This window comes from Candidatus Seongchinamella marina (assembly GCF_026262685.1).
Classification (GTDB): Bacteria; Pseudomonadota; Gammaproteobacteria; order Pseudomonadales; family Halieaceae; genus Halioglobus; species Halioglobus marinus.
In genome coordinates this window covers 513,472-526,223 of sequence record NZ_SHNP01000003.1, presented here as the reverse complement: position 1 = coordinate 526,223, position 12,752 = coordinate 513,472, and the positions used below count along the sequence as shown (strand labels likewise).

General features: G+C 54.4%; 10 protein-coding genes and 1 tRNA gene. 4 read left to right on the top strand and 7 right to left on the bottom strand.

Annotated elements, in window-relative coordinates; genetic code table 11:
- Positions 1-42 precede the first annotated feature (42 nt).
- On the bottom strand, positions 43-339 hold the full coding sequence (locus tag EYC87_RS10805; protein WP_279252878.1) for a 2-oxoacid:acceptor oxidoreductase family protein: 297 nt from the start codon (positions 337-339) through the stop codon (positions 43-45).
- A 101-nt stretch (positions 340-440) separates the two neighbouring features.
- A complete protein-coding gene (locus tag EYC87_RS10800; RefSeq protein ID WP_279252877.1) occupies positions 441-2,312 on the bottom strand; it encodes an N-acyl-D-amino-acid deacylase family protein in 1,872 nt (623 codons plus the stop codon).
- A gap of 92 nt (positions 2,313-2,404) precedes the next feature.
- Between EYC87_RS10800 and EYC87_RS10795 the strand changes: the two genes are divergently transcribed.
- The 3 genes from EYC87_RS10795 (at position 2,405) to nhaA (ending at position 7,158) form a co-directional block, all read left to right on the top strand.
- On the top strand, positions 2,405-3,874 hold the full coding sequence (locus tag EYC87_RS10795; protein WP_279252876.1) for a protein adenylyltransferase SelO: 1,470 nt from the start codon (positions 2,405-2,407) through the stop codon (positions 3,872-3,874).
- A gap of 116 nt (positions 3,875-3,990) precedes the next feature.
- Positions 3,991-5,610, top strand: coding sequence for a tRNA-dihydrouridine synthase (locus tag EYC87_RS10790; RefSeq protein WP_279252875.1), 1,620 nt, complete (start codon positions 3,991-3,993; stop codon positions 5,608-5,610).
- Positions 5,611-5,814: 204 nt separating this feature from the next.
- Positions 5,815-7,158, top strand: coding sequence for a Na+/H+ antiporter NhaA (gene nhaA, locus EYC87_RS10785; RefSeq protein ID WP_279252874.1), 1,344 nt, complete (start codon positions 5,815-5,817; stop codon positions 7,156-7,158).
- 130 nt (positions 7,159-7,288) lie between these two features.
- Here the strand turns inward: nhaA and EYC87_RS10780 are convergent, their stop codons facing one another.
- Both EYC87_RS10780 and EYC87_RS10775 read right to left on the bottom strand, forming a co-directional pair.
- Complete coding sequence (locus EYC87_RS10780; protein ID WP_279252873.1) at positions 7,289-7,714, bottom strand: nuclear transport factor 2 family protein; 426 nt, start codon at positions 7,712-7,714, stop codon at positions 7,289-7,291.
- Between the two features lie 82 nt (positions 7,715-7,796).
- The gene (locus EYC87_RS10775) at positions 7,797-9,350 is read right to left on the bottom strand and encodes an alanine/glycine:cation symporter family protein (protein ID WP_279252872.1); all 1,554 of its coding nucleotides are present in this window, start codon (positions 9,348-9,350) and stop codon (positions 7,797-7,799) included.
- Between the two features lie 161 nt (positions 9,351-9,511).
- Between EYC87_RS10775 and EYC87_RS10770 the strand changes: the two genes are divergently transcribed.
- Positions 9,512-10,330 (top strand): crotonase/enoyl-CoA hydratase family protein, encoded by an 819-nt coding sequence (locus tag EYC87_RS10770; RefSeq protein WP_279252871.1) that lies wholly within the window; start codon positions 9,512-9,514, stop codon positions 10,328-10,330.
- Between the two features lie 148 nt (positions 10,331-10,478).
- Here the strand turns inward: EYC87_RS10770 and EYC87_RS10765 are convergent, their stop codons facing one another.
- The 3 genes from EYC87_RS10765 to EYC87_RS10755 all read right to left on the bottom strand — a co-directional run bounded on the left by EYC87_RS10765 (position 10,479) and on the right by EYC87_RS10755 (position 12,706).
- Entirely contained in the window at positions 10,479-11,612 is a 1,134-nt protein-coding gene (locus tag EYC87_RS10765) for a D-2-hydroxyacid dehydrogenase (RefSeq protein ID WP_279252870.1), read from the bottom strand.
- 99 nt (positions 11,613-11,711) lie between these two features.
- Positions 11,712-12,344, bottom strand: coding sequence for a hypothetical protein (locus EYC87_RS10760; protein WP_279252869.1), 633 nt, complete (start codon positions 12,342-12,344; stop codon positions 11,712-11,714).
- Positions 12,345-12,629: 285 nt separating this feature from the next.
- A tRNA-Val gene (locus tag EYC87_RS10755) sits at positions 12,630-12,706 on the bottom strand.
- Positions 12,707-12,752: the final 46 nt, after the last annotated feature.

Below are 12,752 nucleotides of genomic sequence, written 5' to 3'. Positions count from 1 at the left end.
CAAAAGTACCGGTGGTTAAAAGCGGCCAGGGGCTTGGCATCGTCAGCTACAATCAGCTGGCGTGTTCCTGGCAATACGGATTTCATCGCCAAAGCGGGTAAAGTTATTCCAATCAAAGGCCAGCAGAACATCGTATTGGCTGGCGGCGGTATAGCGCTCAGTTTCTGTCAGCTTCAGTAATGCGGCGGACTCGCCACCACGAATCTGCGGACCGAACGCCTTGCGTAACAAACCGCGTCCGCCCTCTTTGGCCCAAGCTTGAAGCAGCAGTTCCCCTACAGATATAACGCCGGCGCCTCCGGCTCCGGTTATCGCAATAGCCAGCTCCGTGCCGGCCATACTCACCCACCCATTAGTAAAGACTCAAGCATAGCGATAACAACAGCTATCGCTAGCGCAAATCCCGGGAAGCTTGTCCTGCCTCAATTAAAAACTTCGCGTCAGGCCGCTCGCAGCGCACGACCCAACGTTTTTGTACCCAGGGCTTCGGTATGGTCACCATTGCGCCAAACAGCTTCGCCATTAATGAACGTATGGGTGACAACACCGTCGGAGCGGCTCACCATTTGCTGGTGCTCGAACAACTCGCGGTAGATCAGCTCTCTTCCGCTGGCATCGTCCCAGTCACGCAACGCCTCCGGATCGATCATGGTGATATCCGCCTGATCGCCCAGTTCCAGAGTACCCACATCCAGCCCAAAAAACGCAGCGGGCTCGCTGGTGAGTCGTTTCACGATAGTAGACACAGTTTCCAGTGACTTCTGCTGAGCGAGCTTCAGGGAGTTCAGGTTGGCATCGAAAAACGCCATATTAGTGATGTGCGCGCCAGAGTCATTAAATCCAGGCAAGGTGTGCTTATGTAATAATAAATCCAGCGTGGCTTTGTTACCGACATTTGCCACATCAACCCAATACCTGAAGCCTTTGTCATATTCACGCATCATATGCAGCATAAAGTCGGCGTCGTCGAGAATAGGCCGTGGAAACTTGTCAAATGCGTCACGCTCGGCATCTGAACGAGCCTGGTCAGCCTGTCCCCGTTGGTAAGCTGTAAGGCGATTGTACACTTGCTGAAAGGTCTCCCCGTCCCACTCGGTGATTGGAGCACCGTCGAAAGTCATGATGCCAAAGTCCCTTGGAACCACCACATCAGGCATGCCCAGCCTGGCCTTAATGCTGGCGAGATCATTCTCACCACGACCGTGATGCCAGTCATCGCGAAACTGCTGGATAAATTCGGGATCGTTGAGCAGTTCCCTGCGCCCGTCTAAGTCGTCATATTCCTTGGCGATGAGTTTGCAGGTCGAGTCCAGCTCCTCAAACAGCGGACTCACAATACCGTCAGACCAGATTCTGAAGCTTGTTCCCAGTGCCTGAAAGTGCATATTGCCCTTGAACAGGCGACCGTTCATCAGCGCCGCAAAGCCCAGGAAGGCCTTCACCGCTTTAGGCGCCAGAGCAAACTCGATCGCCGATAGCGCTGATGTTTTCAGTGTCTTGCCGAACAATCTGCCGCTGGTGAGAGTGAAGTAGAGAAACGCCTTCAGGCGGTTTTCGAGAATGGGGGTAGTCTGCCAAACCCTGTCTTTGCCACGCACCACTCCCAGCAGCCTTTTCAGTTCTCCAAAACTGGCAAATTGGGTGGGAATTCGCTTGTCGGTATGCGGGTCGTTAGACAAATAATGGAAGGGCAGGCCATCGGTACTCATACCGATATAGCCCTCGTCCATAGCCGTATCCAGCAGGCTTTCCATGCGCTTCATTTCTGTCTCGGTGGGCTCCCTGGAAATGCTCTCGCTCAGGCCCATCGCCTCGACTCGCAACATGGAATGGGGCAAAAACACTCCCACATTTGGGCCCAGGGGCATACTGTCGAAGTGATCCATGTATTCACCCGTGCTCTGCCAGGTCACCGCTTCAACACACTTGCGCAATACCGACTTGGGTATGTTCTCCACCCGGGTAAAACAATCTACGATGGGGTCTTGGCCCCCCTCTTGCTGACTGCCGAAGCAGGTTCCCAAGCTACAATTGCCGACCAGCACGGTAGTGGTGCCATGGCGCACAACCTCTGGCAGCCCGGGGTCCAGGTCGACCTCCAGATCCAGGTGGGTGTGAATATCCAGCAGGCCCGGCATCAGCCATTGCCCTTGCCCGTCGATCACTTCGGCTGCCATGGAGCGCGGCAGAAACATACCTTTGGCCGCGACACGGCCTTCCTTGATGGCAATGTCCATCTCTCGGGGCTTCTCACCGGTGCCATCAAATACCAGTGCATTCTGAATGAGGGTGTCCCAGGTCTTTCTGGACATGTTCGATCTCCTGCTTTTTCGTTTCCTGATTGGGCTATCATGCTCGCACACACGTATATAGCAGATCAGCCGTCATCAGGATAGTTCAAACCATGGGTCCGATTCCCTTCGACAATACTTATGTCCAGCTTCCCGAGGCGTTTTACACTCGCCTTGGGCCCCGCGAGGTTAAAACCCCCGGCGCGATCAAGGTTAACCGGGAACTGGCAAGTTTGCTGGGCATAGACCCTGACTGGCTGGAATCCCCCGAGGGGGTCGCTACAGTTGCTGGGAACTACCTGCCACCCGGCGCTGCGCCACTGGCGGCGGTCTATGCCGGACACCAATTTGGCAGTTATAACCCCCAGTTGGGAGATGGCCGTGCTCTTCTGCTCGGCGAAGTGCTTAGTACGCAGGGTCACCGCTACGACATTCAGCTCAAGGGTTCCGGGCCTACGCCCTACTCTCGCGGTGGCGATGGCCGCTCGCCACTGGGCCCCGTGTTACGCGAATACATCGTCAGCGAAGCCATGCACGCGCTGGGCGTGCCCAGCACCAGGGCACTTGCCGCAGTGACCACTGGAGAGCAGGTCACCCGGGATAGTTTCCTGCCCGGTGCCGTGCTTGCCAGAGTGGCTTCCAGCCACATTCGCTTCGGTACGTTTCAGTTTTTTTCTGCACAAAAGAACCTGGATGCCCTCAAGACATTGGCCAGTTATTGCGTGCAGCGACACTACCCGGAGCGCGCCCAAGCCGACAATCCGGCGCTTGCGCTTTTACAGGCGGTCACCGCTGCACAGGCCGCCCTGATACCTCGCTGGCAATTGCTGGGCTTCATTCACGGCGTAATGAATACAGACAACATGCTGATCTGCGGCGAGACTATCGACTATGGCCCTTGCGCTTTCATGGACGAGTTCGACCCGGCAAAAGTGTTCAGCTCGATCGACCATGGAGGCCGCTACGCCTACCGCAACCAGCCTGGAATTGCTCACTGGAACCTCGCTGTACTTGCGCAGGCACTGCTGCCCGTGCTGCATGAGGATCAGGACAAAGCGGTAGAGTTGGCGCAGGCCACCGTAGACGAATTTCCCGCGCTGTTTGAGGCGGCACACCTGCGAGGGTTGGCAGACAAACTTGGCTTTGATGAAATACGTGAGTCGGACAAGGCCATTGTAGACGAGCTCTTTGAGCTTATGGCTTCAGAGAAACTCGACTTTACCCTCTGCTTTCGACGTCTTTACGACCTGGCCTGCAATCCCGACCAGCAGGTTGCTGAGCTGTTTGAGTTTCCCGACGCTCTGGTGCCCTGGTTGTCACGCTGGCGCCAGCGACTGGACACTGATCAACTGGCAGATAACACCCGAGCAGAGCGAATGGCGATGGCGAATCCTGCCTTCATTGCCCGTAACCATCTGGTGGAGGAGGCCATCAGGGCCGGCGAAGATGAGGGTGACTTTGGACCTTTCTTCAAGCTTATCGAGCGCTTGTCAGGGCCTGGTCAATACAATGCTGCAGCGCGACATTATGCAAGCCCACCACTGGCAGGACAGGAAGTTGCACAGACTTTCTGCGGAACCTGATCGCCCTACAGGCAGGATAATGGTTTAATTTATCAATAACACTTTCAACTTCGCGGAGAGACCCAAGAACCTTTATAATGCCTCACCCATCACTGCACCCAACTGAGTCCAGCAACTTGAGCACAGAACTTTTCGGTAAAACGCTCTCCGGTCCGTTTACCATCCCCTCCGGCATTGTCACCACCGCGGTGCCGATCATTCAGTACATTTTCGACCACATGCCCGAGGTGGGTGTAGTGACCACCAAGAGTATCGGCCCGGAACCTCGCGATGGATACCGCGAGCCAGTGCTCAGCCAATATGCCCCCGGCTGCTTCGTTAACGCGGTCGGGCTGACCAACCCCGGGCCACAGCGATCAGCCGAGCTCATGGCTCAATTGCGGGTACCCGAGGATCGCTTTTTACTGACCTCCATCTTTGGCGGCAGCATCGACGAATTTGTAGAGGTCGCTAAAATTCTGGCACCCGTGTCAGACGGACTAGAATTGAACCTGTCTTGCCCACACGCCAAAGGCTATGGCATGGCTATGGGTCAGGACCCTGATATGGTCCGAGAAATTGTCGCCGCGGTTAAGGCAGTAGTCGATATACCGGTGATTCCCAAGCTCACTCCCAACACCCCAGACATCACTGTAATCGCCATGGCTGCCGAGGCCGGCGGCGCTGACGGCTTTTGCGCGATTAACACGGTTGGCCCCGGCTATACCTCTGCACACGGTCACCCCGTACTGAGCAATGGTGCCGGGGGAATGTCTGGCAAGGGCATTCTGCCTATCGGGCTCAAGTGCGTTAAAGAGGTGGCCGAAGTCAGTGACCTGCCCATTATCGGTTGTGGCGGTGTATCCAGCGCCGATGATGTGCGCGCCTTCTTTGATGCTGGTGCTGGGATCGTCGGCGTAGGGTCGGCGCTCACCGGCCTGACGACTGACGAAATCGGCGCCTATTTCAAAACCCTGGCCGCGGACATGGATCGCGACCAGAACAGAGCCGAGTCACATATCCGCTATGACGTGGACATGAACTTCGCGCCAGTGATCCTGGTCAAAAATGAGAAAGTTTGTGACGACATCACCATCCTCACTTTCGACCGAAAACTGAATATTCAAGCGGGCGAATTTATTTTTCTTTGGGTGCCTGGAGTCGGCGAAAAGCCCTTCTCCGCACTGACTGACGACCCCTTCTCTCTGGTGGTTATTGATGTAGGCCACTTCACTCACGCAGTGCTGGACCTGGCCGAAGGCACAGAGTGCTATGTTCGAGGACCTCATGGCATCCCGGTGGATCCACCCGAGGGTGCCAAAGTAATGGCGGTGGCCGGTGGCACCGGCCTGGCCGCGGTCTATCAGGTCGCCAGAGACTTTGGCAACGCTGAGGTCTTTACTGGCGCCCGCACCGCCGAGCGCTTGTATTTCCTCGAAGAATGCCAGCAGATTGCCGAGGTACATGTGGCTACAGACGATGGCAGCGCCGGCTACCACGGTGTGGTCACTGAGCTGCTGCGGCAGCGACTCAAAGAAATGTCAGCGGAAGAGCGGGACACCCTGGTGTTCTATAACTGCGGCCCATCACCCATGGTGCATGCGGCAATTGCCGTGCAACGGGAGTTCTGTCGAGACGATCAAATCTTCAATGCCATTGACTACCTGACCAAGTGTGGTGTCGGTATTTGTGGAGCCTGCGCAGCACCCGATGGCAGAAGACTGTGCGTTGATGGTCCTTTCCTCTCGGCATCCTGACCACCCCTTAAAATGGGGCGCCCCTCGAGAGAAGCGCCCTGGCCATATGGCCACTGCAGCAACACCGTTGCCCACTGCGCGCGCTGGTTCGCTTGCTTAAGGGCTGCCCGGCGTATGCTCATGAAACTTCCCCCCCACTCAGCGGTCAAGTAAGATGCCTGCCTGAGCAGTAACCACACCCGGACGACAGGAGTCACTCACATCATGCCTAAAGGTGTCTATCACGCCCCCTGGGAACGAGCCTTTGACCGTATCCTGACCCCTCTGGAAGATTTCATCCATCGCCAGACCACCTCCGGCATACTGCTGATGATTTGTGCCGTTGTGGCGCTGGTGATTGCCAACAGCCCAATTCATGAGTCCTACGAGCATTTCCTGCACGAACAAATAGCTATTAGTTTTGGCAACAAGGCCTTCTCGCTGTCCATTCACCACTGGATTAACGAGGCCCTGATGGCGATGTTCTTCTTCATCATGGGCTTGGAATTGAAGCGTGAATTATTGGTGGGAGAACTGTCTACTCCCAGTCAGGCACTGTTGCCAATCATGGCGGCAATTGGTGGCATGGTGATTCCTGCGCTAGGCTACCTTGTCTTCAACACCAGCGGACCTGACACCAAAGGCTGGGGCATTCCCATGGCCACAGATATCGCTTTTGCAATCGGGGCGCTTAGCCTACTGGGACCAAGAATTCCCAAAAACCTGATTACCTTTCTTATTGCACTCGCCATTGTTGACGACCTGGGTGCGGTGGCGGTAATCGCCCTGTTCTACACGGAAAATATCGACACCATGGCGCTATTTTATGCCGCTGTGCTCACCTTTTTTTTGCTTTCATTCAACCTCGGCGGCGTGCGCAGGCCGCTGCCCTATGCCGCCGTTGGCATTTTGCTCTGGGCTGCCATGTTGGCGAGCGGCATTCACGCGACAATCGCGGGTATCGTGGTCGCTTTTGTCATTCCCATTCGGCCCAAGTTTGAGCCCCACACCTTTGTCAAACGGGTTGATGAAACCAATAAGAAAATGGAGAAATCGATCAGCGAAAATGCTGACATCATTCACAACAATCATTTTCGAGCGCTGGTCATGTCGCTGGACGACGGGGTGAAATTGGTTCAGGCACCAGCCCAACGCCTGGAGCACTCGCTGCACCTGCCAGTGGCCTATCTGGTGATTCCCATTTTCGCGCTGGCCAATGCCGGAATTCCTATCGATTTCGCAGAGTTCAGTGAGGTAGTTTCCAGCCCTATTACCCTGGGAATAATATGCGGGCTGCTACTGGGTAAACCGCTTGGCATTGCCGGCTTCACCTGGGTCACGGTGAAACTGGGAATGGCAAAACTGCCCGACGGCCTGAACATGAAACATGTTCTTGGCGTGGGTCTGTTGGGGGGCATCGGTTTTACCATGTCTATTTTCATCGCGGACCTTGGCTTTATTAACAAACCGGAGGAATTGCTGGCAGCCAAAACCGGTATTCTCCTGGCTTCAGCAATCGCCGGCTTCGGGGGCTTCTTCTGGCTCAAGGCGAACACCGTTAAGCCCTAGTGCCGTAGCGAATTGATCTACATAGAAAAGCTGGACGTTCACTGAAAAGAGCAGGCCGTTAATCTGGGTATTGGGGTTTTAGCTGCGGCGGATCAGCGCTGGCGTACGCTGACTTTCGAAATGGTCGGAATCAGCTCTTCAAATGCTGAGACAGGTCACCCGATAAGCGCGGTATGATTTGCCGACTAGTGAAATACCAACCCGACTTGTCGCAGGCAAATTCGTCTACATAACGCCCCGCCATTACTGCCTGTAAAGGCAGTGATTCCGTTGCCTGCAGCACTGTGAAATAGGAACGTGCACCTGCACGATCACCTTCCACCTTCACTTGCACGTTAGTAGTGATATGGTGACTGAGGGGCGTGCCGTCCTCATAAATGCGCGTAAATGCAGCATAAACGCGCTCAATGGCCTCGCTGCCTTGGGCGTGGACCTCTCCATCCGGGCCTATAAACTGGGCCTGCGACAACAGTTTTCCAATCGACGTGATACTCCCCTCATCTATCAATTCAGCGTACCGATAGATCAGGTTTTCTATTTCTCGCTCCGGTGACATGAAAAGTCCTCGTCAATAACAACAAACGTACCAGGCCGCTAACAACCCGTTTGCACTCGGCCTGAACTTAAGCCCGCTAAAATCAGGCTTTGGAGGCCCGGGCACGCTCCTGGCGATAGTTACGCACATCGCCCCGGTTCACCCCGTCTATGAATTCCCTCACTTCACGCTTGATCTCCGGTGCGTAGAAATACAGACCCAAAATATTGGGCACCGAAATCAGAAAGACCATGGCGTCCGAGAAGTCCAGAACAGCTTCAAGCTGGATCATGCAACCCAGTGCGAGAAAACCACAGAACACCAGTTTGAAAATATTTTCACTCACGGGGTGCTCACTGAACAAGTAAGTCCATGCCTTCAGTCCATAGTAAGACCAGGCAATGGAAGTTGAAAATGCAAACAACAGGGCAGCTACCGCCAGCGGATAAGGCGCCCAACTGAAGTGGTGCTCGAAAGCCGCCGACGTCAGGGCAATACCTTGCAGCCCCTGATCCATCAGCCCTGCAGGATAAGCAGTTACCACGATGACCAGTGAACTCAAGGTACAAATGACAATGGTATCGATAAACGGCTCTAGCAAAGACACCAGTCCCTCGGAGGCAGGATGATCTGTTTGCACCGCCGAGTGAGCAATTGACGCAGACCCCAGTCCCGCCTCATTGGAAAACAAGGCACGCTGGAAGCCCACAATAATGGCGCCCACCATACCGCCGGTGACACTCTCCAGGCTGAATGCACTGCCGACAATCAGACCAACGGCAGCGGGAATATGCTCTGCGCTCATGGCAATAATGACCACTGCCGACACCATGTACAGGACTGCCATAAACGGCACAATTTTTCCTGCCACAGCAGCGATAGAACGGATGCCGCCAAGAATCACAACGCCCACCAAAGCAGCGATCGCCAGACCGAACAGCCAGCCTTTATCGACAAAGTAGCTAGAGTCGCCGCCGGTGATAGTGACAAACTGAACGTAGGCCTGGTTGGACTGAAACATGTTGCCGATGCCCAAACAACCAATTACCAGCGCCAGCGCATAGAACCTGCCGAGACCTTTACCCATCAGAGGAAAGCCCCTGGATACCAGATAGTGCTCGAGGTAATACATGGGGCCGCCGGACACCGATCCATCCGGGTTGTACTTGCGGTATTTCACCCCGAGCGTGCATTCCACCAACTTAGTGGACATGGAAACAAAGCCGGCGACGATTAGCCAAAATGCGGCTCCAGGCCCGCCAATCACTATCGCTACTGCGACACCTCCGATGTTTCCTATACCTACAGTGCCCGATACGGCTGTGGCAACCGCCTTGAAGTGCGAAATCTCACCGGGGGCCTTGGGGTCATGATAGTCGCCTCTGACCAGGCGCAGCGCCAGACCGAAGCCGCGGATGTTGATAAAGCCCATGTACAAGGTAAAAAACGTCGCCGCAACAGCAAGCCAGAGCACAATCCAGGGAATTTCATAACCAAATAGCGATAACTTATAGAAAACAAAGGAGGACAACGCGGCCGCTAACGGACGAACAATCGACTCCACCGTTTCGTCGATTCCACCGGCAAAAACAGAGCGGCTCAGCAAAGCTCCAACTATCAGAACCACTGTATTCGACAAACCTCTTACACGATTCATTCATCCACCTATTGTTATTTGTTAGGTGCAGCCTAACCCATAGTGCAATAAATTGCCTCGGTGCAGGGTTTGTTAACGAACAATGACCGCAGACATCCTTGGTGTTAAAGCCTGCTAATGAGACATTGCTTATCTGCATCAGCCCATAACAAGGAATATCCATGAGCAGTGTCATTGAGGTCACCATCAATAATCACGTAGCCCACCTGCAATTGAATCGACCAGACGCGCATAACGCTATCGACGGAGCGATCATGAATGGGCTACTGGATTTTGCCCGGCAAATGATGGACCCCGGCGAAATCCGCGCTGTCGTCATTTCAGGCAAGGGCAAAAGTTTCTGCGCAGGCATTGATATGAACTCATTCGCAGAGATGGCCAGCGGTGAACTCAATTCCGAGCGCGAGGATGTTACTGCGGCAATGGCGGATCTGAGCCCAGCCGGCGCGAACCGCGCGCAGCAACTAGGCTGGCTATGGCAGGAAGTGCCTGTGCCCGTTATCGCGGCCATTCAGGGCGTATCGCTGGGTGGCGGCCTGAATCTTGCCCTTGGCGCCGACATTCGGTTGGTACATCCGCTAGCATCACTTGGCCTGGTAGAAATCACCTGGGGCCTGCTACCGGACATGTCCGCCACTCAATCTCTACGGCGTCTCACCTCATTGGACAGAGCCAAGGAGCTGGCAATGACTGGTCGCCGCTTCAGTGGTGAGCAGGCTCTCGCGTATGGACTGGCTACCGAAATCACGACTACGCCGGTGGAGGATGCACTGGCTCTGGCCGAGCAAATCGCCAACCGCAATCCAGACGCGGTTCGAGCGGTTAAACAGGTGCTGAATCAATCTGCTCTGGTGAGCGTTGCAGACGGACTGCAGCAGGAAGCAGCAGCCAGCCAGGAAATATTGGGTTCATCAAATCAGGTGGAAGCAGTTTCGGCAAAGTTCGAAGGACGCTCTCCCAGTTTCAACGACCCGGGGTAAAAACATCTCAACTGACGCGGCAGTGGCCATTGGACAGCAGCTACGACTCATCAACCCTCGAGGAAGCGGGGCCGAGAGAAAAGTCTTTAGAAAAGAAGTTTGCCAATGGACATACCGTGGAGACTGGCCAGGTCCTGAAAGCTGATGGCTAGTAACCCGCATCCATGTTCACCACGCTAAGCATCGGTTCTCCGGCTACATAACGGCGCAGGTTTTCCACTGCAATGATAGCTCCCCGCCTGATACTGTCGCTGCCGGCTGTCGAAGAATGGGGAGTGATGATGACGTTGTCCATCAGCCACAGAGGGCTATCGGCGGGCAGAGGCTCCGGGTCAGTCACATCAAGCCCCGCGCCGTAAACCCGGCCAGACTCCAGTGCAGCGATAAGAGCGTCGGTATCGGTGCTCTTGCCTCGGCCAACGCTAATAAACAAAGACCCCTTCTTAACCTTTGCAAAGAATTTTTCATTAAACAGCCCTGCAGTTTTAGAAGTCAGCGGCAGTGCGTTTACAACAACATCCGCATCGGCGGCCAATGCCATCAACTCGTCAGACAAACCCACGTAACTGACATAGTCAGGCCCAGAGCGGGAGGAGTTTCGAATGGCCGTGACTTTCATACCCAGGCCGTGGGCGCGCCATGCCACTTCTGTGCCGATTCCTCCCAGACCGACTACTAGCAGGGTTTTATCTTTTAGCTCTCCAAAGCGCACCTGCTGCCTCAGATTATTGTCCCATTTCGAGTCCATCTGGGCCCGGTAATAAGCCGGCAGCCCGCGGGCGAGGGATAACATCATCGCGATACTGTGCTCCGCAATTGCCGGACCGGAAAGACGCTTGCCATTAGTGAACGTTCGGCCGGACACTTGCTCTGGCGTTAAGCTCGCACAGCGATCCATGCCGACAAAATAATTGTGTACCCAGATCAGGTCAGCCCCTGCGGTCATCGTCGCCGGATCGCAAAGACCAATCACCGCATCCACACCTTGAAGCAATGCCGGATCGGGTACAAAAGCTCCAGAGTCATCAATAACCAACTCGGCAGTGCCGGCGGCCCCCCTCAATTGCTGCAAATATCCTGGGGTAATCGACGTCAAAAAAGGAGGCGCGCTAACCAGGATCTTCGAGGGTGCCCAACCAGGCTGCCTACTGAGGGGCTTGCTCGCTTCGCGCAGGCCAAGCTCCTGAATGATATTCGCAGCGTCCTGATTTGGAGCAGAAGAAACCTGTGCCGCAAGACAAGAAACCAGCAAAGTGATGGTGAGCGTGATAGTAATTTTCATGGTTAACTCCGTTTAACGTACAACGATGAATCGATCAGCCCGAGATGCGTGGCTTCAAACCGAACTGAATAGTTTCGCGAAGAACACTTCAAGCCAGATTTAAACGCCGTCTCTGGTCTGAACGCCCCACTTTTTATAACACCTTAAAAGCAGATAGTAATAAATCGGTGTCATCAACACCCAGGGCAGTTGCGTCTGTAACTGCACCGACCTGCCATCAAAGTTTAGTAACGTGGGGTTATACCAGGGACCGGTTGGCATTAATGGTGCCCATGAAAGGCGAAAACCCTCTGCCAACTGCTGCTGGTACACATACATCTCTACAAACAGATTCTGGGCAATAAACCAGGCGGACAGTATTGCGAACGCGCCCCATCGCCAGGCCATAAAGGCACTGTTTGTTCTGCCATAGGCAAGCCAGACTAGAAAAACACCAGCCAACCCGACCGCTGCGGCGTCACCCAGGGAATTCAGTACCCAGTTGATGTGCATGGGGATGACCTCATTCATCGCCTGGGGTCGTCGGCTGGCAACATCCAGGCCATCGACCAGGCCATAGCTAATCCAAAGCTCCCATCCAATGGCACACAGAATGAAAGAACCGACATACGTGGCCATTAGCCAGCGAGGAAACTTTCCCACCAAAAAGAGTGCAAAAATAACCAATGCTGGCAACAGCGAAGCTGCGTAAAGCACTGTAACGGTGAACGTTTGAGATTCGCTTAAACTCATACATACTCCTTATTACGACAGAATAAAGGCGATTATAATCTCACCTTAAGCATCAAAACTTCACTTCGGCGGGCCGGTTTGCTGATGATATCAAACACGCTTGCAATTGTATTATTGCCAATCAAGGCACCCTGCGCCTGATCATTATCGATTGTGGTACCAATGACCACTAATGGCGCCTATGGTCATCCCGTTGGCGGCGTCAACGGTACTGAATGACAGCTATGCCGGGTAAGCTAGTCTCTCCAAAAAAAAAGCCCCCGCAATTGCGAGGGCTTGTTTGTTTGGTAGGACTACCCAGATTCGAACTGGGGACCTCTACCATGTCAAGGTAGCGCTCTAACCAACTGAGCTATAGTCCTAAAGAGGGCGGGCATTATAAGGCCAGTCCAACAATTGCTCAACACC